17 protein-coding genes and 1 tRNA gene are annotated in these 21,200 nt (G+C 67.9%); 10 read left to right on the top strand and 8 right to left on the bottom strand.

Annotation, left to right across the window (positions count from 1 at the left end; translation table 11 throughout):
• Positions 1-145 precede the first annotated feature (145 nt).
• The 3 genes from GVN67_RS13770 to tldD are packed head-to-tail and all read left to right on the top strand — an operon-like array spanning position 146 to position 4,913.
• A complete protein-coding gene (locus GVN67_RS13770; RefSeq protein ID WP_159996842.1) occupies positions 146-1,213 on the top strand; it encodes a COX15/CtaA family protein in 1,068 nt (355 codons plus the stop codon).
• Positions 1,210-3,489, top strand: a complete 2,280-nt coding sequence (locus GVN67_RS13765) for a PAS-domain containing protein (RefSeq protein WP_159996840.1) — start codon at positions 1,210-1,212, stop codon at positions 3,487-3,489. The genes GVN67_RS13770 and GVN67_RS13765 overlap by 4 nt, the downstream gene beginning before the upstream one ends.
• A complete protein-coding gene (gene tldD / locus GVN67_RS13760; protein WP_159996838.1) occupies positions 3,486-4,913 on the top strand; it encodes a metalloprotease TldD in 1,428 nt (475 codons plus the stop codon). The genes GVN67_RS13765 and tldD overlap by 4 nt, the downstream gene beginning before the upstream one ends.
• 135 nt (positions 4,914-5,048) lie before the next feature.
• On the opposite strand, the gene GVN67_RS13755 is transcribed toward tldD, so the two are convergent.
• A complete protein-coding gene (locus tag GVN67_RS13755; RefSeq protein ID WP_159996836.1) occupies positions 5,049-5,561 on the bottom strand; it encodes a hypothetical protein in 513 nt (170 codons plus the stop codon).
• Between the two features lie 261 nt (positions 5,562-5,822).
• Between GVN67_RS13755 and GVN67_RS13750 the strand changes: the two genes are divergently transcribed.
• Complete coding sequence (locus GVN67_RS13750) at positions 5,823-7,985, top strand: stealth family protein (protein WP_159996834.1); 2,163 nt, start codon at positions 5,823-5,825, stop codon at positions 7,983-7,985.
• A gap of 20 nt (positions 7,986-8,005) precedes the next feature.
• Here GVN67_RS13750 and GVN67_RS13745 read toward each other — a convergent pair whose 3' ends face one another.
• Positions 8,006-8,887 carry a lipid kinase gene (locus GVN67_RS13745; RefSeq protein WP_159996832.1) on the bottom strand — a complete coding sequence of 294 codons (882 nt, stop codon included), beginning with the start codon at positions 8,885-8,887 and terminating at the stop codon, positions 8,006-8,008.
• 141 nt (positions 8,888-9,028) lie between these two features.
• Here GVN67_RS13745 and GVN67_RS13740 point away from each other — a divergent pair, with 141 nt between their 5' ends.
• Complete coding sequence (locus GVN67_RS13740) at positions 9,029-9,763, top strand: phosphatase PAP2 family protein (protein WP_159996830.1); 735 nt, start codon at positions 9,029-9,031, stop codon at positions 9,761-9,763.
• Here the strand turns inward: GVN67_RS13740 and GVN67_RS13735 are convergent.
• Positions 9,733-9,975 (bottom strand): hypothetical protein, encoded by a 243-nt coding sequence (locus tag GVN67_RS13735; RefSeq protein WP_159996828.1) that lies wholly within the window; start codon positions 9,973-9,975, stop codon positions 9,733-9,735. The genes GVN67_RS13740 and GVN67_RS13735 overlap by 31 nt on opposite strands.
• A gap of 161 nt (positions 9,976-10,136) precedes the next feature.
• Here GVN67_RS13735 and GVN67_RS13730 point away from each other — a divergent pair, with 161 nt between their 5' ends.
• Positions 10,137-10,850 carry a metallophosphoesterase gene (locus tag GVN67_RS13730; RefSeq protein WP_159996826.1) on the top strand — a complete coding sequence of 238 codons (714 nt, stop codon included), beginning with the start codon at positions 10,137-10,139 and terminating at the stop codon, positions 10,848-10,850.
• Here GVN67_RS13730 and GVN67_RS13725 read toward each other — a convergent pair.
• Both GVN67_RS13725 and GVN67_RS13720 read right to left on the bottom strand, forming a co-directional pair.
• The gene (locus GVN67_RS13725; protein WP_159996824.1) at positions 10,847-11,719 is read right to left on the bottom strand and encodes an exonuclease domain-containing protein; all 873 of its coding nucleotides are present in this window, start codon (positions 11,717-11,719) and stop codon (positions 10,847-10,849) included. The genes GVN67_RS13730 and GVN67_RS13725 overlap by 4 nt on opposite strands.
• Before the next feature lie 77 nt (positions 11,720-11,796).
• Positions 11,797-12,426 (bottom strand): helix-turn-helix domain-containing protein, encoded by a 630-nt coding sequence (locus GVN67_RS13720; protein WP_159996822.1) that lies wholly within the window; start codon positions 12,424-12,426, stop codon positions 11,797-11,799.
• Positions 12,427-12,514: 88 nt separating this feature from the next.
• Here GVN67_RS13720 and GVN67_RS13715 point away from each other — a divergent pair, with 88 nt between their 5' ends.
• From GVN67_RS13715 to GVN67_RS13700, 4 genes are all read left to right on the top strand, one after another.
• Entirely contained in the window at positions 12,515-13,000 is a 486-nt protein-coding gene (locus GVN67_RS13715; protein ID WP_159996820.1) for a hypothetical protein, read from the top strand.
• Between the two features lie 84 nt (positions 13,001-13,084).
• Positions 13,085-13,159, top strand: a tRNA-Thr gene (locus GVN67_RS13710).
• A gap of 482 nt (positions 13,160-13,641) precedes the next feature.
• Positions 13,642-15,021, top strand: coding sequence for a hypothetical protein (locus tag GVN67_RS13705; RefSeq protein WP_159996818.1), 1,380 nt, complete (start codon positions 13,642-13,644; stop codon positions 15,019-15,021).
• 15 nt (positions 15,022-15,036) lie between these two features.
• Entirely contained in the window at positions 15,037-15,831 is a 795-nt protein-coding gene (locus GVN67_RS13700; RefSeq protein WP_159996816.1) for a hypothetical protein, read from the top strand.
• Here the strand turns inward: GVN67_RS13700 and GVN67_RS13695 are convergent.
• The 3 genes from GVN67_RS13695 to GVN67_RS13685 are packed head-to-tail and all read right to left on the bottom strand — an operon-like array spanning position 15,821 to position 20,884.
• Positions 15,821-17,014, bottom strand: coding sequence for a restriction endonuclease subunit S (locus GVN67_RS13695; protein WP_159996814.1), 1,194 nt, complete (start codon positions 17,012-17,014; stop codon positions 15,821-15,823). The two genes, GVN67_RS13700 and GVN67_RS13695, sit on opposite strands and share 11 nt — an antisense overlap.
• Positions 17,015-18,661, bottom strand: coding sequence for a class I SAM-dependent DNA methyltransferase (locus tag GVN67_RS13690; protein WP_159996812.1), 1,647 nt, complete (start codon positions 18,659-18,661; stop codon positions 17,015-17,017). It abuts the gene before it with no gap.
• Positions 18,662-18,685: 24 nt separating this feature from the next.
• On the bottom strand, positions 18,686-20,884 hold the full coding sequence (locus tag GVN67_RS13685; protein ID WP_235035293.1) for a DEAD/DEAH box helicase family protein: 2,199 nt from the start codon (positions 20,882-20,884) through the stop codon (positions 18,686-18,688).
• Positions 20,885-21,200: the final 316 nt, after the last annotated feature.

The raw sequence follows: 21,200 nt of genomic DNA, 5'->3' as shown, positions 1-21,200 counted from the left end.
GAGCGGCGCGGTCTGGGCAGCAAGGCGCCGCCGGCGGGGCAGGCCCGATGGGGCAAAACGCCCGGGCGGGCGGGCGCGCTTGCCCCTTTGCCGGCGGGGCGCGGCATGCCACCTGTCACGACACCCGTGCTAATGTGACAGCGACATGCCCTTCGATTCCTCGACCCCCGCCCCTTCCGGCCGCGACCTGGCCAACCGCCGCGCCCTCGGCACCTGGCTGCTGATCATGGCCGGGCTGATCTGGGTGATGGTGGCCCTCGGCGGCGCCACGCGGCTGACCGGCTCGGGCCTGTCGATCATGGAATGGGCGCCGCTGTCGGGGGCGCTGCCGCCGCTGTCGCAGGCCGAGTGGCAGCGGCTCTACGACCTGTACCGCACCATCCCGCAATACCAGCTGGTCAATGCCGGCTTCGGCATCGAGGGCTTCAAGCAGATCTTCTGGCTGGAATGGTCGCACCGGCTGTGGGGGCGGATGCTGGGCCTGGCCTTCGCCCTGCCGCTGGCCTGGTTCTGGCTGCGCGGCCGGATCCCGCAGGGGCTGGGGCCGCGGCTGGTGCTGCTGCTGCTGCTGGGCGGCGCGCAGGGCGGCGTCGGCTGGTTCATGGTGGCCTCCGGCTTCGACGCCGACCGCACGGCGGTCTCGCCCTACCGGCTGGTGGCGCATCTGGGGCTGGCGCTGCTGCTCTACGGCGTCGTGCTGTGGACGGCGCTGTCGCTGCTGCGCCCGGCGCGCTCGGGCCCGCGGCAGCCGGCGGGGCTGCGGCGGCTGGCGCATCTGACCGCGGCCCTGGTGGTGCTGACCCTGCTGGCCGGCGGCTTCGTCGCCGGGCTGAAGGCGGGGCTGACCTACAACACCTTCCCGCTGATGGACGGCGAATGGGTGCCGCCCGGCTATGCCGAGCTGTCGCCCTTCCTGCACAACTTCACCGCCAATATCGCCGCGGTGCAGTTCAACCACCGGCTGCTGGCGACGCTGACCGGCCTCGCCGCCCTGGCCGCCGCCGCCTGGGGCTGGCGCGCGCTGGCGCCCGGCTTCGCCCGCGGCGCGCTGCTGGCGCTGGGCGGGACCGTCGCGCTGCAATATGCGCTGGGCGTCGCCACCCTGCTGCTGGTGGTGCCGGTCTGGCTGGGCACGCTGCACCAGGCGGTCGCCGTCGGCGTGCTCAGCGCCGTGCTGGCCGCGCTGCACGCGCTGCGGCCGCCGCGGCCATGAGCCAGGCGCCGCCCCCCCTCGCCCCCGGCGCCGAGGCCGAGGACCCGGCCGTCCTGTGGCTCGACACGCTGCAGGCGCTGCCCAGCCCGGTGCTGGTGATCGACGCCGCCGGCCAGCTGCGGCTGATCAACCCGGCGATGCTGGCGGTCCTCGGCCTGCCGCCCACCCTGCCGCTGCAGGGCCGCCCGCTGGCCGAGGTGATCCGGCTGCTGGCCTTCCGCGGCTTCTACGGCCCCGGCGACCCGGAGGCGCTGACCGCGCTGGTGCTGGCCATGGACCGCAGCCGGCTGATCCGGCGCAGCGTGCGGACGACGGAGGGGCGCTGGCTCGACATCACCTCGACCCCGCTGCCCGGCGGCGGCTGGGTCAGCCATGCGGTGGAGACCACCGACCAGCATGCCGAGGCGGCCGAGGCCGAGGAACGGCTGCGCCAGGCCCGCGAGGCGCTGCGGCTGCTGCCGGTCGGCGTCGGCCTGTTCGACGCGGCGCATGAACTGCTGCTGTTCAACGAGGCCTATGAGCAGATCCTGGCGCTGCCGCCGGGGACGCTGCGGCCCGGCCTGCCGTTCCGCGCCATCGTCGAGGCCATCCTGCACCACCAGCAGGTGGACGAGGCCGGGCAGGAGCTGTTCGGGGCGCGCATCTCGCTCGACCGCTCGGTGCGGCAGGAATCGCTGCGGCAGCGGGCGGATGGCTGCTCGATCCGCTCGACCAGCCTGCCGGTCGCCGGCGGCGGCTTCCTGGTGGCGCTGGAGGATGTGACGACGCTGCGCGCCGCCGAGAACGAGGCGATGCGCCGCGCCGCCCTGCTGGACGGGGTGCTGGCCGCGCTGCCGCATGGCGTCTGCGTCTATGGCGCCGACCAGCGGCTGGCCATGGTGAACGCCGCCTATCGCCGGCTGATGCCGGAATCCGAGGCCGAGCCCGGCGAGCTGCTGCGCGACATCATCCGCCGCGGGCTGGACCGCGCCTTCGTGCCGAACGCGGCGGACACGGCGGACATCCTCTATCGCCGGCAGTTCGACTACGGCTCCGGCCCGCACAAGCGGGTGCGGCGCGACGGCATCGTGCTGTCGGGGCGCACCGCGGCGCTGCCGGATGGCGGCCATATCTCGGTGATGAGCGACGTCACCGCCCTGCAGCAGGCCGAGCAGGCGGCGCAGCAGCGGGCCGACCTGCTGCAGGCGATGCTGGATTCGCTGCGGCTCGGCGTCATCCTGTTCGACCGGCGGCACCGCGTCGTCGCCTCCAACGCGCTGGCCGAGCGGATGACCGGGCTGACCCGCGACGAGCTGGCGCCGGGCACCCATCTGGACCGGCTGCGCGACCTGCAATATGCGCGTGGCGAATTCGGCCGCGGGCCGGAGGCCGACCAGATCTACCGCACCCGCGCCGTCGGCGCCGTGCCGCGGCTGGACCGCTTCAGCCGCACCCGCTTCGACGGCACGGTGATCGAGGTCAGCACCGACCCGACCCCCGACGGCGGCTATGTCCGCATCTATGCCGATGTCACCGAGGAGCGGCGCGGCCGGGTCGAGCTGGAGCGGGCGCGGGCCGCCGCCGAGGAGGCGGACATGGCCAAGGGCCGCTTCCTGGCCACCATGAGCCACGAGCTGCGCACGCCGCTGAACGCCGTGATCGGCTTTTCCGAGGCGCTGGCGGGCGAGGCCGGGCCGCCGCATGTGGTGGAATTCGCCACCGCCATCCTGGAGGCCGGGCGCCACCTGCTGTCGCTGATCGACGAGCTGCTGACCGTCGCCCAGACCGGCACCGGCGCCGTGCCGGTGGAGACCCGGCCGCTGTTCCTGCCCAGCGTGCTGGAGGGCGCCATCCGCCTGATGCGCCAGCAGGCCGAGGTGGCCTCGGTGACGCTGACCCTGGCGCCGATCCCGCCCGACCTGCCGCGCGCCCAGGCGGAGGAGCGGCGGCTGCGCCAGGTGCTGATCAACCTGGTCTCCAACGCGGTGAAGTTCACCCCGGCCGGCGGCAGCGTCACGCTGCAGGCCGAGGCCTTGCCGGAGGGGGGGGTGGAGATCCAGGTGAGGGATACCGGCATCGGCATCGATGCCGGCCAGGTGGAGCGGGCCTTCGAGCCCTTCGTGCAGCTGGAAACCAGCCATGCGCGGCGCTATGGCGGCTCCGGGCTGGGGCTTTACCTGGCGCGCGCCCTGGCGCAATCGATGGATGCGACGCTGGTGCTGGACAGCATCCGCGGCGAAGGCACGGTGGCGCGGCTGCGGCTGTCCCCCGCCCGCAGACAGGAGCAGACGGCATGAGCGCGATCGAGACCACGGACCGGCTGTTCTTCCAGGCGCTGGACCGCGCCGCGGCCGAGCGGCAATTGCAGACCGCCCTGTCCGGCGCCGAGGATGGCGAGCTGTTCCTCGAATATGTGGAATCCGAGGCGGTCAGCCTGGATGACGGCCGCATCCGCAGCGCCAGCTTCGACGCCACCCGCGGCTTCGGGCTGCGGGCGGTGGCCGGCGAGGCATCGGGCTACGCCCATGGCGGCGAGATTTCAGAAGCCGCCCTGGCGCGCGCCGCCGCCACTGTCCGCACCGTGGCCAGCGGCCATTCCGGCGAGTTGGCCGCGGCGCCGCGCGCCACCAATGCCCGGCTCTATGACGACGCCAATCCGCTGGCGGCGATGGAATTCCCGGCCAAGACCGCGCTGCTGGCCGAGATCGACGCCTATGCCCGGGCGCGTGACCCGCGCGTCACCCAGGTGATGGCCAGCCTGGTCGGCAACTGGCAGGCGGTGCGCATCCTGCGCGCCGATGGCAGCGGCACCGCCGACCTGCGGCCGCTGGTGCGGTTGAATGTCAGCGTGGTGGTCGAGGCGCATGGCCGGCGCGAGAGCGGCACCCACGGCATGGGCGGCCGCTTCGGCTACGACCGGATCGTGGCGCCCGGGCAGTGGAAGGCCGCCGTCGACGAGGCGCTGCGCCAGGCGGTGCTGAACCTCGACAGCATCCCGGCGCCCGCCGGCGAGATGGAGGTGGTGCTGGGCCCGGGCTGGCCTGGCATCCTCCTGCACGAGGCGATCGGCCATGGGCTGGAGGGCGATTTCAACCGCAAGCAGACCTCGGCCTTCGCCGGGCTGCTGGGCACCCGCATCGCCGCCCCCGGCGTCACCGTGGTCGATGACGGCACCCTGCCCGACCGCCGCGGCTCGATCACCGTCGACGACGAGGGCACCCCCTCGGGCCGCACCGTGCTGATCGAGGACGGCATCCTGGTGGGCTTCCTGCAGGACCGGCAGAACGCCCGGCTGATGAAGGTGGCGCCGACCGGCAATGGCCGCCGCCAGAGCCATGCCCACACGCCGATGCCGCGCATGACCAACACGGTGATGCTGGGCGGCGACCGCGACCCGGGCGAGATCCTGGCCAGCGTGAAGCGCGGCATCTGGGGGGTGAACTTCGCCGGCGGCCAGGTGGACATCACCAGCGGCAAGTTCGTCTTCAGCATGTCCGAGGCCTATCTGGTGGAGAACGGCAAGGTCGTGGCCCCGGTGCGCGGCGCGATGCTGATCGGCAACGGGCCGGAGGCGCTGACCAAGGTCAGCATGATCGGCAACGACCTGGCGCTGGATCCGGGGATCGGCACCTGCGGCAAGCAGGGCCAGGGCGTGCCGGTGGGCGTCGGGCAGCCGACGTTGAAGATGACCGGGCTGACCATTGGTGGGACAGCGGTTTAAAGTAATCTTCTTTTTCTGAAGAAAAAGAAGCAAAAAGACTTTGTTTAATTTAGCGTCCCGCCTCGGGCCAGAGGCGGGACGCCAATGAATAGAAATTTTTTGGTTCTTTTTTTATAAAAAAGAACTCTTACTTAACTATCCTTCTTCCCCTGAAAATCCCGCCCTTGCTGCGACACGCTGCCGATGCGCCGCGGGTCGATGGTCCCCCACCGCCTGGCTTTCCAGCGGCTGCATGCCGTGGCGCGCAGTGCGACGGCTGGCCGGGTGGCGGTGCACTCGGGCGGCGCGCTTCATCGCCAGCGCGCGGCGGGCATTCTCGCCTTTGGTCTCGGGCTCCGGCGCCGCGTCCTCGCGCACCAGCCGCTTGTTCACCCGCTTCAGCGCCGAGGCGAAGACCTGCTTCTTCACGGTGAGCCCTTCCGGCGCCACCTCGGGATGGATGCCCCGCGGGTCGGCCTTGCCGCGCAGCGCCCGGCGCCGTTCCCGCGCCACGTCGCGCGCCTTGCCGCGATAGTCGCGCAGCAGCCGCGCCAGCTCGACCAGCGCCGGTCGTTCCAGGCCGCAGAGGGCGGGGTAATGGCTGCGCGCCACCACCTCGAATTCCTGGCTGGTCAGCAGGCGGCGCTCGGTGGCGATGGGCAGGCTCATGCGTTCTCTCCCTCTTTGCGTGCTCGGCAAAGATGACAACGCGGTAATCTTTGAGTCGGTTGCTTGGCAAACTGACGGCGAGCGTCGGCCTCAGTTTGCATCCGCCGCCTGGATCGTCGCGAGATCATTTCTCGCCAGATCGTTAACCAGCTTGACCGCGACGCGCAAAATTATTACAGAATCGTGTCGTTACGGCGTCAATCTCTCTCTTTTTGGGATGGGTGGACATCTTTGCGACAGACCTCAACCTCGGCGGTATCCATGGAAATCTTGCGCCTCGATAGCGGTGGGGAAGCCATGCGTCTCCAAAGCCATAGCGTGGATCATCTCCTGACCGAGATCACTCACGAGATGGGGCTGCGCGATGTGGCCCATGCGGTCACCATGGACAGCGATAGCCATCGATCCATTTTTATAGATTCAGGCAAGTTATCAGAATCGATCGATGCCATCGGCAGCGTTCTGGCGGCTTGGCCCGAGGTTCGCCTGCGCAACCGGCGCAAGAAGGCGATCAGCATCGAGCAGCTTCGGGAAAGACAGGCTGCCTCTTCCTTCTTCCTGTCGATGGAGGGCAGCGGAAATACCGAGGTCGCCGAGGCCACCATCGCGATCGATTACGGGTCGATCACCGGGCATGACGCGGCGGATCGCGCCGGCAGCGTCCAGGTCCGCGGCGAGGTGATCGCCAGCCTGCGGCGGATGTGCTGGCGGCGCGGTCTCAATCCGGTCTTTCGCACCGATGCGGAGGGGAAGGCCTCGCTGCAGTTCGATCCCGTCGAAGTGGCGGCCTTCATCGGCATCCTCAACGAGGCGAAGGGCGAAATCGACTTCATCGTCAGGAATTCCGACCTCAAGAACATCTCGCTGGAAACCTTGAGGAAGCGCAGCAAGCCATCGCGCTTCCTGCTCTCGATCCTGCCGCCCGGCAGCGCACCACGCCAGGAGCGGTTCGAGATCAGCATTCTGACAGCCCGCAAATTTGCGCTGCCGGCCAAGAACCCGGCGCTGATCCGCATTGCCGACCCCGGCCCTGCCACGGGATTGATGAATGTATTGCTGGAAGCCTGCCGAGGCCTGGGCATTCAGGCGATCGAGGGTGGCAGCATCGCCCGGCATCCCCGCATTAACTTCCGCTCTGAGCTGCTGCCCTCGGTCAAGGCGCTGATCTTCAGCATCGCCGCGGAGCGAAGCGACATCGTCTTTCTCGACCTGCGCGGAAATCTGCTGCCGCGCGAGAAGATCGAGAAGCACGAACACACCGATTCCTTCGATATCGGCGTCATCTCGGTGATCGAGGGCAATGCGGCCTACATCGCCGGCATCGAGGTCGCGGTTTGGCACCAGCTCAACCGCTTCAACCGGCAGGTGGTGGCCTGCAACAGGCCCTCGGCGCGCGCGGCCCGGGTTCCCGCCTTCAACGATCTGGTGGCCTATCCCAGCGTCGACCAGGTCAATACCACGCATGCCGACCCGCTTACCCATAACTTCCCGATCGACGTGGTCTATACCTGGGTCGACGATCAGGATGACGAATGGCGGAACCAGAAGCAGCGGCACGAGGCAGTGGCCGGCATGGTGACCGCCGGCGTGGCGGACACGCAGGGGCGCTTCAGGAACCGCGACGAGTTGCGCTTCTCGCTGCGGTCCATCGAGATGTACGCCCCTTTCGTCCGCAACATCTACATCGTGACCTCGGGGCAGACGCCCTCGTGGATCAACAGGAACAATCCCAGGATCAGGATTGTCGACCATGCCGAGATCTTCCGCGACCAGGGCGCCCTGCCTACCTTCAATTCGCATGCGATCGAGGCGCAGCTGCATCGCATCGAGGGTCTTGCCGAGCACTTCCTGTATTTCAACGACGATATGATGCTGGGCAATCTGTGCACGCCCGCCGATTTTTTCGAGGCCAATGGCATTGCCCGGATCAGGCCCGAGCCGCTCTACGTCGTTCCCGAATTCATCCAGGAGGATGACGCAGAGTACCTGCATGCCGGCAAGAATGTGGTCGCTCTGTTCAGGCGGGATTTCGGCGTCTCGCCGACCAACACCATGCGCCACATTCCCTATGCGGTTCGCCGGTCGCTGATGGAGGAAATGGAAGCGCGCTACCCGACAGAATTCCAGCGCACCTCGTCAAACCGCTTCCGCTCAAAGAACGAGATATCGCCAATCTCCTTCTTCTATTGCCACTATGCCTACTTCAAGGGGATGGCCATCGATGGCGGCGGCAGCCATCGCTACATCCCCCTGTGGTCGAGGAGCCTGGAGAAAACCCTCAAGGAGGTCCTGGCCTCCCGGAAATACCGGTTCATCTGCCTGAACGATTCAGGCGTCCTGCCCGAAAATCAGTCCAGCGCCGATGCGCTGGTCGATTCGTTCCTGAACAAATACTTTCCCATCAAGTCGAGCTTTGAAAGCTGAGCCAGGCGGCCGCCGACGCCTCAGAACCCCGTCCCGACAAAGACCTCGACCGCCTTCGGCAGCAGCCGGAAGCGGGCCGGGGTATGGGTGTTGATCTCGCCATCGGTGTTCACCGGCATCTTCCGCCGGGTGCGCACCTCGCAGGCGGTGGTCGGGAAGGCGCGCACGTCCTTCCACTGGCCATGGGTGCCGCGGCGCAGCGCCGGCAGCAGCGCCAGCAGCCGCCACCAGTGGTCGAGCTCCAGGCTGTAGAGGTCGAGCTTGCCGTCATCGGGGCGGGCGTCGCTCTGCACCGTCATGCCGCCGCCATAGTGGCGGCCATTGCCGACCGAGACCTGGATGGTGCGGATGCGCTCCACCGTGCCGTCATGCGCCAGCCAGGCGGTGAAGGGGCGCACCCGGCGCAGCAGGCGGAAGGCGGCCAGCGCATAGCCCAGCTTGCCCCAGCGCTTCTTCTCCTCGCGGCCAAGGTCGGCGGCCAGCTGCGCGCTGAAGCCGATGCTGGCGACATTGAAGAAGGGGTGGCCATTGACCTCGCCCAGGTCGATCGGCCGGGTCACGCCGCCGGCGATGATGCGGGCGGCGGCCACCGGGTCGGGCGGGATCTCCAGGCTGCGCGCCAGGTCGTTGGCGGTGCCCAGCGGCAGGATGCCGAAGGGCAGCCTGGTCTCCATCAGGGCCGGCGCCGCGGCGTTCAACGTGCCGTCGCCGCCGCCCAGGATCACCGCGGTGAACCCCTCGCCCGCGCGGGCGCGGATGGCGTCGGCGGCGGTCTGGCCGGGTTCGCCGCCATGCTCGGTCAGCTGCCAGCCGGCCTGGCGCAGCACGTCCAGCGCCGCGTCGATGGCGGCGCCACCGTTGCGCGCCTGGCGGTTGACGATCAGCAAGGCATGCTCGGCCATGCGGCGGGGCTTCCGGGACAGGTGGGGCGTGACCGTGGCAGAACGCGGCGGCGCTGCGAAGGATGCGCCGGCGCCTCGGCTGGGGAAGAAACGATGACGCGGCGCCGGCTTTACCGTCGCGGACACCAGGAGGGGGCAGACATGCGCGGCTGGATCACGCGGCAGGCGCAGGGCTTCGGCTGGGCGCAATTCGTCATGCTGGCGGCGCTGCTGGCCTGCGCCGGCTCGCTGCTGGGCTTCGCCGCCCTGGTGGACGAGACCTTCGAGGGCGACACCCGCGCCTTCGACGAGGGCATCCTGCTGGCGCTGCGCAACCCGGCCGACACCTCGGACCCGATCGGGCCCTTCTGGCTCGAGATCATGATGCGCGACTTCACCTCGCTCGGCAGCCATGCGGTGCTGCTGCTGATCGGGGTGCTGTCCTTCGGCTACCTGCTGCTGGCGCGGAAGGGGATGTCGGCCGGGCTCCTGCTGTTCTCCTTCGTCGGCGCCATGACGCTGAACGGGCTGCTGAAGCAGGGCTTCGACCGGCCGCGGCCGGAGCTGGTGGCGCATCTGGCGGAGGTGCACACGGCCAGCTTCCCCTCTGGCCACGCCATGCTCTCGGCGGCCTGCTACCTGACGCTGGGCACCTTGCTGGCCGGCGTCGCCGAGGGGCGGCGGCTGAAGGCCTATCTGCTGGGGGCGGCGATCCTGCTGACGCTGCTGGTCGGCGGCAGCCGGGTCTATCTGGGCGTGCATTGGCCGACCGACGTGCTGGCCGGCTGGTGCCTGGGCGCGGCCTGGGCGATGGGCTGCTGGCTGGCGCTGCGCGGCTGGCTGGCCTGGCGCGGGGTGGCGGCGGGTCAGGCGGGGAGCAGCACGCCCGCCGGCTGACGCATGGACCACAGCGCCTCATGCATCGATATCATGGCCTCGCGCAGGCTATGACGGTCGGCGCCGGGGCGGGTGTTGAGCTCCAGCTCCAACAGGTCGAGCAGATGGGCGGCCAGGCGCAGGTCGCGCTCGTCGCAGGCCTGGTGCGCCGCCAGCAGCAGGCGGCGGCCCAGGCTGGGCGGCGGGCGGTGCAGGGTCGGGGCAAAGAGCATCGTTTCGCCTCCACGGATGGGAGCGGCGGTGTGCCACGGCTTCCGTTGCGACGGGGAAGCAAAACCGGCAGCCCCGCCATGCCGCATTCGCATGGTCAAGCTTAAGGCATGCAGGAAATGGCGGGTCGCCAGGCGGGCGCCCGCCGTCCTAGGCTGAGGCCATGCTGCGCCTCGACCCTGCTCCCGCGGCCCTGCCGCCCGGCGAACGGCTCTATGCCATCGGCGACATCCATGGCTGCGCCGCGCGGCTTGCCGCCCTGCATGCCCGCATCGCCGAGGATGTCCGGGATCGCCCGGTGGCGCGGTCGACGCTGCTGCATCTGGGCGACTACATCGACAAGGGCGAGGACAGCGCCGGCGTGCTTTCCTTTCTGGCTGACCGCCCGGCGCCTGACGGGATGGAGGCTGTCTTCCTCACCGGCAATCACGAGGCGGCGTTGCTGGCGGCGCTGGCGGGCGGCGCAGGGGATGTCGCCGACTGGCTGTGGTGCGGCGGCCGGGCGACGCTGGCAAGCTACGGCCTCGACCCCGATGCCGGCCCTGGCGGATGGGCCGCCGCGCTGCCCCCTGTCCATCTCGCCTTCCTGCGCGGCCTGCGCCGCACCCATCGCGCCGGCGGGTATTTCTTCACCCATGCCGGGATCAGGCCTGGGGTCGCGCTGGAGGACCAGCGGGAAGACGACCTGATCCGGATCCGCCAGCCCTTCCTCTCCAGCGAGGCGCGGCATGGCGCCGTGGTGGTGCATGGCCACACCGCCCGGGCCGAGCCGGAAATCCGCCACAACCGCATCAACCTGGACACCGCCGCCTGGTCCGGCGGGCCGCTGAGCTGCGGCGTCTTCGAGGGCGACCGGATCGGTTTCCTGTTCGGCTAGGCGGGCTCGGCCAGCAGCGCCAGGAAGCCGGCCTCGTCGAGCAGCAGCGGGCCGGCGCCGGCCTGCTGCAGGGCGGCGATGCTGCGCAGCTTGGCGCGTCCCGGCGCGGCGCCCAGCGCCACGAAATCGGTCAGCCCGTTCACCGTCATCTGGCGGCGGGCGCCGGCGGCCAGCAGCGCGGCCTCGGCCTCTTCCCGGGTCATCGAGCGGAACTCGCCGGTGATCACCACGCGGCTGCCGGCCAGCGTCGCGCGCGGCGGCCGGGGCCTGGCCGCCACCGCCCGGACCGGCGCCACCGGCAGGCCGCGGGCGTTGGACGGCGGCAGCAGCCCGCAGGGCAGCTCCGGCGACAGCCCGTCGATCGCGCGCAGCACGGCGGTGGCCAGCAGCGCATCCTCGAAGGCGCCATGCACCGCGCCCTGGCGCCGCAGGCCGAGCGTCGCGATGGCGGCATCCAGCCCGCCGCGACCGCCCGTGCCGCGCCGCTGCCATTCGCGCAGGGTGCAGCGCCCGCCACGCTCCATCCCCAGCGGCGGCGCGCCGCAGAACAGAAATTCGCGGTCGAGCATGCGGCGGTCGAAGTCGAGGTTGTGCGCCACCAGCCGCGCATCGGCGAAGAACATCCGGACCTCGTCCAGATGCTCCAGGAAGGCCGGCTGGCGGGCGAGGAACTCGGTGGTCAGGCCATGCACCCGCTCGGCCGCCCAGTGGCTGGCGCGCCGCGGGTTGAACACCAGGTGCAGCGCCTGGCGGAAGGAAAGATCCGGCCCCAGCCGTACGGCGCCGAGCGAGACCACCCGGTCCTCGGCGCCGAGGCCGGTGGTCTCGGTGTCGAAGACGACGATGTCGCAATCCAGGGCCCGGCTCATGCGGCGGGCAATAGCAGAAGCGCCGTGCCCGGTCAGGATTTGAAGAATCAGGATTTGAAGAATCAGGACTTGGTGGGTCAGGACTTGGCGCGGCGGCGGCGCTTGTCCTGGAACTGCACCGGCGCCGCCCATTCGATGGCGGCATCGGGCATCGGCGGCGCGTTGTAGCTCTGCAGCGTGTAGACCCCGGGCTGCGAGCCGGGGGTGACCCGCTTGATGTAGATCGGCCCGTCGCGCAGCTTCACGATGCATTCGTTGTAGAGGCAGCCGTCGCGGTCGAAGCCGGCATCGCGCGCGTAATAGAGGACGTCGCCGTCCCAGAAGGCCGGGAACATGCTGCTGCCGCGCACCACCACGGCGACGGTGCCGGGCTCGGCCCCCGGCGGCGCATCGACCTGCTCCAGCCCGGCGCCCATGGCGGCATCGTCGAAGGGCAGCACCTGCTCGCCGGCGCCGATATAGCCGACCACCGGCACCGCCCCGGCCGGCACCGCCGGCAGCACCGCCGCCGGCACCGCCACCCCGCTATAGGAAGACAGCTTGCCCAGGGTGCGCGCCGACAGGGTGTGGCGCACCGGGGAATTGAGAAAGCGCGTCAGCGTCGAGGGGGTCAGCTTCGCTGCCCGCGCCAGTTCCGAGGGCGTCAGGCCGGTCGCCGCCAGCATCCGTTCCAGCAGCGCCTTGGCTGCCCTTTGCTGCTCGTCCATGCGGGAATTCCCCTCACGCGGATGTTCGGTATTCGTTCTTGTATGTTTGCAATTATGCAAATAGCGTCACGCCATGCAAGTCCCCCCGATGCCGGAGCCCCGCCCGATGGATTCTTTTTCCATTGATCCGCCCGCGGCGCTGCCCGGGGTCGCCACGCCGCTGGCCGCGCTGGGCACCGGCGCGCTCGGGGTCAGCGCCTGGCTGCTGCTGCAGGCCTGGCAGGCCTGGCGCGGCTGGCGGCAGGAGCGCCGCGCGACCGAGGCCGCCCGCGACGCCCGCCAGGAAGCCGAGATCACCCGGCTGATCGCGCTGCGCGAGGCCGAGCTGCGGCTGATCGCCGAGGAACGCCGCCGCTGGGCGGAGGACCTGGCCGCCGCCCGCGCCGCCCGCCAGGCCGCCGAGGCGGAACGCGACCTGGCGCAGGCCGAGACGCGGCGCCAGCGCGAGGCCTGCCTCGGCCTGCTGCGCCATCTGGGGCCGGAGCTCGGCCCCAGCCTGAACCAGCCCTTGGCCCAACCCTTGGCCCAGCCATTGGCCCTGGCGGCCCCGCTGGCGCCGCGCCGCCTGGGGTAAGGCGCGGCCCGACGATCGGGGGATTGCTGCGACCGGGCAAAGGCGGCAAAAGGGGCGGGCCTCAAGGGGATACCCGCAGGCCGGGCCGGGTTAGCACAGCGGTAGTGCAGCGGTTTTGTAAACCGAAGGTCGGGGGTTCGATCCCCTCACCCGGCACCACCAAATTTGTTGACTAAGGTATTGTCAACATTGGGGAATTTTGGAAATTTCCTTCCCTGCCAGCGTCTTGCTGCAAATGACGTGTTCTCGACTTGTACACGAATTTATGCGCTGCCCCGCAACCATGGTGCAACCGCAACTCAGGGGCCTGTTCCCGAATCGGCCCTGCGGCGAGAGCGGGAAGTATCCGGCACCCCCCACGAACGGCTCTAAGGCTATGTCCATGATCGCCGGTGCTATGAGGGCTGCAACGGCATCTTTCGCCTCCGGGTCCTGCCCTCAGTCCTTCTGACCGTAAGTGGGCAGGGACGTCGTCGAAAGGACGCCGTCCGGCAGGGGTGGAGCCCCGGAAGAACCCCTCGGAGAGCCGACGGCTATGGAGGCGGGCGCAGCCCGGTGGAATAGCGGTAGTCGGTCACTATGCGAAGCGCCTGCTTGCTGGATTGCTTGTGCCTTGCATCCCCGCGGCAAACCAATGGGGGATGGAGGGACGCGGCTACCAGTTCGTGCATATCGAGGGCTACGCGCGCAAAGCTGATGCGCGGGGCCGGTCGGTGGATTACGTCCTCTCCGAAGCCGAGAGGCGCCCGGGGTCATGCCCGCACGTTGAAAGCCCTGAACCGCCGGACGTGGTCTTCGGGCTATCCCTGGTTGATTTGCGGACTTCCCACGACCGCCAAGCCGCTACCGCTTTGGCAACCATCGCGGGCGGGAAGACCCGCAAGATTCGCCAGGACCAGTTGACCTTGATGACGGTGGTCGCGTCGCACCCGGCCACCATGGCGGAGGTTCGGGATAGTCCGGAGATCGCCGCAGAGGTAGCGGCGTGGGAACAACGTGTTCTTGCCTGGTTGCGAGGCCAATGGGGCGACAACCTAGCTTCCGTCATCCGCCATGTCGATGAGAAGCACGCCCACCTTCACGCCTATGTCCTTCCCCGGGACGCGGACATGCGGGCACGGCGCCTGCATCCTGGCGTGGCAGCCAAGGAAAACACGAAATCCGCCGCCCTGGCCGAAGGGGCCGAGGCCAAGGCCGCCAACGCGGCCGGTGATCACGCCTATCGCCGGGCGATGCGCGCCATGCAGGATGGCTTCTGGCGCTCGGTCGGTATTCCTTGCGCATTGGCGCGGATCGGACCGGCGCGGCGACGCCTGACGCGGGCGGAGTGGCACGCCGAGAAGGCCGGGGTTGCGGCCGCCGCCGAGGCCCAGAGGGCGGCTGAGGCAGCACGGGCGGATGCGGAAGCGGCCCGACAGGCCGCCGCGATGGTGACCGGCGCCGCCAACGCAAAGAAGGCCGCAGCCGAATCCTTGCAGGTACGGGCGAGTGCCGCGGCGGAACGTGCCCAAGCAGCCATCAGGACCGCCCGGGAGCAGGCGATCAAGGCGAAGGCCGCCGCTGATGCGGCCGAGGCCGCGCAAGCAAAGGCGGAACAGCGGACGCGATGGCTCGCGGCTCGTGGCCAAGCTCTCATCGACCAAGCGCGGGGTGAGGCGCGACGAATCCTTGGATCAGCGCGGGCAGAGGCCGAGCGGGTTCGGACCGGCGCCCGTGGCATCGGCGTCTGGGTTGGCGCCCTGCTGCATGGCTTGCGCGGCATGGCCCCGGCGGCGGTGGCGCGGGAGGCGGCGGAGGTCGCGCGGGCGGAGGAGCAAGCCGTCGCGGCCGGGCGTGTGGCCCTGGCCCGCATCGAAGCCGAACGGTCGCAGAAGGCATTGCAGCAGGCTGAAACCCGCCTTGCCGCCATTTCCGAGGCCGCCGCCAGCCTGGGCACCCAGCGGGACAGGCTCGCGCATGAACTGGACCGGCTGCGCTCTGGCTCAGCGCCCGGCAACGCTCCAACGCCTGGGCCTCGATAATCGGAGGATCATTCCATGCCGTCCGCTTCGTTCGAACTGGCCTTCACCGATGGGGCCGACGTCCCCGCGATGGATGCGCCCGATCATGTTCTGGTCCGCTGGCTGAGGCAGCGTCTCGGGCGCCCACCATCCTGGCTGGAAGTTCTGGCCCTGCGGGCGGGTCTGCGAGAGCGGGCGCGGCGCCTGGTGCGCTGGGCATGGTGGCGGCGGCTGCGGCGCCCTGTCCCGCCACGGCGGGACGACTTGGTCGCCGGGTTCCTGCGGTCCTGGGAAGGCCAGACTCTGTTCCGCCTGTTGGGCGGCATGGCCGCGCTGCTGGCGCAACTGGCGCTGCCGGACCCTTGGGAAGGATTCGATGGGCGCCACCCCACCGCGCGGCGTTTGAACCGCCGGGAAGCGCTGCGGGAGCGGCTGGCGCGCGGCTGCTCCGTGCCGCTGCGGGAACGAGCGGCGGCGGCGGTAGCCTATGCGGAGTGGAAACTGTCGGGCCAGCCGGAGGTGGCGCCGGGCTGCATCCCTGAAGCGGTCGAATTCCTTGCCCCTGCCCATGCTGCCGCCATCAACGCGATGACCGGCACGGCAGCCATCGGCATCTGTGCTCGCCTACGGCGTGTAGGCGCCGGTGAGGCGGAGCGTCGGGCATTGCTGCGCGAACTGGATCGGGTGGGTGGCGAGGCGTTACAGCGCTGGCCTGACGTTGGCGGCCATCAGCCAGGGGCGCCGCTGGGGGTTTGGCCACCCCCTGAGGGTGAATGTTTTTCTGCCTCCTCAGCACCCGTCCCGCCATCACCGCCAGGGTTCAGCCGCTGAAAAGATTCGCCTGGAGAGTGACGGTCAGCGCACGCTCGATGTGCTGGCCGGTCATCTGATCCATCGTAAGCCGTTCGAGGGAGGCGCTCTGCGCCGCAAATTGCCGCTGCAATTCCAGAGGCGGCAATATGATGCCAACCGTCGAAAGTCTCCCCTGCGAGATGTTCCGCATGCTTACGCTGGTCCCGGATGAAAGGCGCGACATGGCAGCTCTGATGCCTGGTTGCTTGAACCAGGCGAGGAGAAACTCTGGCGTAACCTGCGTTGGCTCGCGCCACAGAACTCGCCAAATCTTGTCGGGCAACAGGAGGTTTGGTGGGGGATTGCGGACCATGGCCGTGGCGCCAACCAGTTCGGCCGTATTCGCCCGACTGATGAGTAGGTCACCATCACGCACGAAATGATGTGAGGGGGGGACATAGTTGGGTGGCGCAGGCTTCGCTTCAGTAGCTCTGAAACTGCCGGACGTAACGGCGCTCACTTTTAGGATTTTGAGCACACCATTGGCGCCGGTTTCGGCGTCAGCTTGGAGGTTCCGACCACCCTCAAAACCAGCCACAATCTCGCCAAGCGGCCGGACAGCCCATCCCATCGAGTTGGCCACTGGATCGCCGAACATCTTGTTGAACAGGGCGGGGACGATCTGGCGGGCCGTCTCCTGCGCCTGCCGCCGCAGCCTGCGAATGCTGGTGGTGCGATCAAGGAGGTCCACAATACGGTTTTGCTCGTCAGAGGGTGGAAGTGGAACCTCAAGCTGCTCTAGTTCAGAGCGACGGATATTCTTGATGTTAATGCCCTCAGACCGGCTACTCCACGCACGGAAAGCAGGCGAGCGAAGCCAAGACGCAATATATCCTGGAACAGAAATGCCTTTGCGAGGACGAATGATTGCGCAGAAGGCTCCAACACTTCCAACCCAATGACCTTCGAGGACTGCTGTCTTGCCTACAATTTCGGAACTTCCGGACGACATGCAAATGACGATGTCGCCAATTAGTAACATCTGCCTCGTGCTTACCCGGTGGTGCGGAACGAAAACCAAGTTTTCGTCGAGATGCAGCGTCTCTTGAATGTTGCCTGCCCGCAGGATTGGCAGCCTTTCCGGCGACGGAGTATCAGAAGCATCCTCCTTATCGAAGGAAACGCCGCGGACAATTTCAGCAAGCTCGTTGAGGCGGGGCATTCAAGCAGCTTCGCTTTTGCTGGCAATGTGATCGACTGTCCGAAGTGCCTCCATCAAGCCGTCTACCTCAGCCAGGATCTCGGTCTCGATAGCTCGCAGTTCTTCCAGCAACTCCACCGGGTCGCGGTGCTCTGCTGCCATCTGGCTCATAGGGCGGTAGCGACCGGCAGACAGGTTGAAGTCCTGTGCCCGAATGGCGCTCATCTCTGCAAACCACCATTTGGCCGTCCACTCTGCGGCCGGATCCCGGCCCTGCCACTCCGCCCAAAGCGCGTCGCGGTTCCGATAAGCGTCCGCCAGCACGGGCAGATCATCGGCCTCCACCGGCTGGTCATGCTGAGCATCCATCTTGTAACCGTCCGTGTCGGCATGCAGGAACAGGACGCGCTCCGTGGCGGCGCCCCGGGCGAAGACGAGCACGGATGTCTTCACGCTGCTGTAGGGCTGGAACACACCGCCGGGTAAGGACAGCACGGCCTCCACCCGGTAGCCTTCCAGCAGCTTGCGGCGGATTTCCTTGTGGCCGCCGGTCGAGCCGAACAGCAGCCCCTCCGGCACCACCACGCCGCAGCGGCCCCGGGCATCCAGGCTGTCCATCATGTATTTCAGGAACAGGAGTTCGGTGGCGGTGCTGGTGCCCACCTTCACGTCATCGACGATCCGGTCCTTGTCGAGCCGCCCGGAGAAGGGCGGATTGGCCAACACCACGCGATAGCCGCCATCGGGCAGGCCCAGTTCGGCCTTTTCCTCGCGGTCCAGCGTAGAGGTCAGCACATTGCGCTTGAGGATGCGGACATTGGCCAGCCCACGCAGCGTCAGGTTCATCGTGGCGAGGTGGACCATCTTCGGGTCCACGTCGTTGCCATAGAAGGTGGCGTTGTTCAGCGTGCTCCATTGTGCGGCGGTCAGCCTCTCGCCGTGGCCGCGCCGGATGGTCTTGCCATCAACTTCCACCTCTTCCACTTGGGCGGAGTTGGCCAGCCGGATATGGTTGAAGGCCGCGACCAGGAAACCAGCGGTGCCCGCGGCGGGGTCGTAGATGGTCTCGCCGATCTTCGGGTCTAGCATGGCGACGATGGTGCGGATGATATGGCGTGGGGTGCGGAACTGGCCGAGCTCGCCTGCCTGCTTGATCTGCTTGAGGATGTGCTCGAACAGGTCGCCCTTGGTGTCCGAGTCGGCATCGTCCAGGCGCAGCCTGTCAATCAGGGTCACGACCTGGGCGAGGACGGTCGGCTCGTCGATGACCAGCCGGGCGCCGTCCATGAAGTTCACGGCCGAGCGTTCCGCCACTTCCAGGTAGAATGGAAACACCTCGTCGCGCACGAAAGTCACCAGCCCTGCGCCGCTCATGCCGCGCGCCCATACACTCCAACGCAGTCGGTCCCGAGGGATGGTGGCTTGGCCGGGTGCGGCGGCATTCAGCGGGTTCTTCAGCGTCCAGGGTTCACCGGCGAAGATGCTGGTGAAGGGGAGCTTGGTGGCGCGGGCGCGGTCGGCGTTGTCCTGATCCAATCCTTCGACGAGGTAGAAGAAGAAGAGGAACGAAAGCTGTTCCGCATTGCTCACCGGGTCCGGGTAGCCACCGCCATAGAGATAGTCGCGGATCTGGTCGACGCCGCGGCGCATGTCAGCCGTCATCGGCATGGGGATAATCCTAGCGGCAGGGTGTCAGATGGAAGCGTGGGGCGTGTCGGGCTGCGGTGCATCCGGCGCGTCCCGAAGGAAAGCAGCGGCGTTCAGCCCGGCCAGAACGGCGTCAAGCTGCGCGGCGCCTCCGAAGGCGGCCTCCACCATGCGGCGCCCGCCCATACCTGAGAAGGGCGGCATGGTGAAGTGATAGGTCTCGACGCTTTCGAGATCGGCCGCGTTGGCCTTGATGACCTCGCCCAGCATACGCAGCAGCCGCACTTGGTCGGGATTCAGGCTCTCATGGGCCAGAAGCCAGGCTTCGAACCGGGCACCGAGTTCGGCAGCCTGCGCGTCGCCCTCGGGCGTGCGGATCTGGTTGCCATCCTCGTCCAGCGTCACCCAGCCCCGCGTGGTCGGGTCGATATGGTCGTTGACGTCCAGCACCAGCAGGCCGCGCGGCTTGCCTTTATCCTTGCCCTTCTCGGCCGTGACCACGAAGCCGCCCTCGGCTGGCACGTCCTCAGCGTCGCCGTGGAAGTCCGTCACGCCGGTGAAGTCGAAGATGGTGAAGCTGGTCTTGTGGATGCTCGGCGCCGTCCGGGTGCCTCGTCCCCGCATCTGCTGATACAGAATCGCCGATTTGGTGAACCGGGCCATGACCAGGTTCACGACCTCCGGGCAGTCAAAACCCGTGTCCAGCATGTTGACGGAGACCAGGATGCGGGGGAACGCCTCCTTCTTGAAGCGGGCGATCTTCGCCATCGCGTCGGAGGTATCGTCTGCTGGGCTCTCCGCGCCGGATACGACGAAGTCGGCATAGCGGATGGCGGGGTCCGGCTTCCTGTCGGCAAAAGCCGCGTCCAGCATCTGCGCCAGCGTCGCGGCATGGCGCTTGGTGACCCCAAAGACGATGGTCTTGCCGTCGTCCGGGAAGCGCCGGACGCCGTCCTTGCCGGTGTAGCCTTTCAGCACGACGTCGCGGAATTCCCGGACGATGGCTCTGTTGCGTTCCGGGATGGTGAACCGGCGCTCCAAGGCGTTCGGGTCGATGGTGATCGGGTCACCCTTGGCAAACAGCGCTTCAAGCTCGGCCTTGGTCTCGGGGTCCATCGCGGACCAATCCAATTCGCTGCGGTGGACCGGGAAGCCGCCCTCCGCCGCCGTCTTGACCGTCAGGGCCTTGTAGATGCGATAGGGTACGAGGAACCCCTCCTGGATCGCCTGCTTCAGCGTATAGCGGTAGGTGGGCTTGTCCAACTCGAAGAACCGCAAGGTGTCGCGGATGAACGCGGTGTCCTCCTCGTCCGAGAGGGCCGCCAGAACTTCGGGGGACGCGACGCAGGGTGTGGCGGTCAAGCCGACCTGGATGCCGTCGAAATATTTCAGTACGCCCGACCATTTGCCGTAAATCGAGCGGTGGCATTCATCGGAGATGATGAGGTCGAAGTACCCGGCGGAATACTCCGAATAGAGGTTCACCATGCTTTGCAGCGTGGTGATGGTAATGCGCTTCTCGTCCTGAAACCTGCGCCCGGCCCGAAGGACATAGGCGGGCAGATCCGGAAGGTATTGAGCGAAGGCATCCTCGGTCTGCTTGGCCAGTGGGATGCGGTCCACAAGGAAAAGGACGCGGGTCACCAGCCCGGCTTCGAACAGGCGCTTGATAAAGGCCGCTGCCGTGCGAGTCTTGCCGGTGCCGGTCGCCATTTCGACCAGCAGCTTGCGGCGGCCGATGGTGATCTCCTTGCACAGGGCGTCGATGGCTTCCCGCTGATAAGGGCGCCCGGCGACCTTGGGATCGGTCCCGACCTGCATCAGATCCTTCTGGGTTGCCCTGGCTGCGGCGCGGCGCTCCAGATCCTCCTGACTGAAGAAAGTCTTGACCAGATGGGGGTGAGCTTCCCGCTCGAAGTCCCAGAACCAAATTTCTTTACCATTGGCGAGGAACACGAATGGGACGCCAAGCTGGGTGGCGTAATCGCGGGCCTGCTTCTCGGCGCCCAGCGGGTCGATGGCGCGGCGCTTGGCCTCTACCACCGCGAGGGCGCGGCCGTGCCGGTCGCTGAGGACGTAGTCCGCCTTCGTGGCGTCAGGCAGCACGTACTCATATCGAACGGATCGCCCGTCTGTCAGGTGCCACTTCGCATCCCGAAGCTGGGCGTCAATCACGACTCGGGAAAACGCTTCGGGAGCTTTTGACGGAGGCATAACGAAATCAGGTAGCACGGCGATTTTCATCGACAAAGGCACTGAGGTGGCTGGGCTGCCAGTGCTCCCTCTTTTTCGACTTGTCGCGGCCGATTATACGGTCTCGGTCAACAGTAAGAGAAGGGATAGATATGCCGCGGCGACCGTACGATCCGACCTGGACTGACGATGTCCTGGAAGCTCTCCGGCAATTGGGGCGTCCTCGTCATCTGCGCGACATCTACCAGCGCACCGCGCAAGTTCGCCTTGCAGGCGGGCGAGACCTGAATCCCACCTTCAAGCGCACCATCAGTCGCACCCTTCAAGAACGGTGCCCGGGGTGTCGGACGAAGCAGCGTGGTGATCA

It is taken from the genome of Roseomonas sp. 18066, assembly GCF_902706185.1.
Taxonomy (GTDB): domain Bacteria; phylum Pseudomonadota; class Alphaproteobacteria; order Acetobacterales; family Acetobacteraceae; genus Pseudoroseomonas.
Note: the sequence above shows the minus strand (reverse complement) of the source record. Positions and strands in the feature narration are given on the sequence as shown.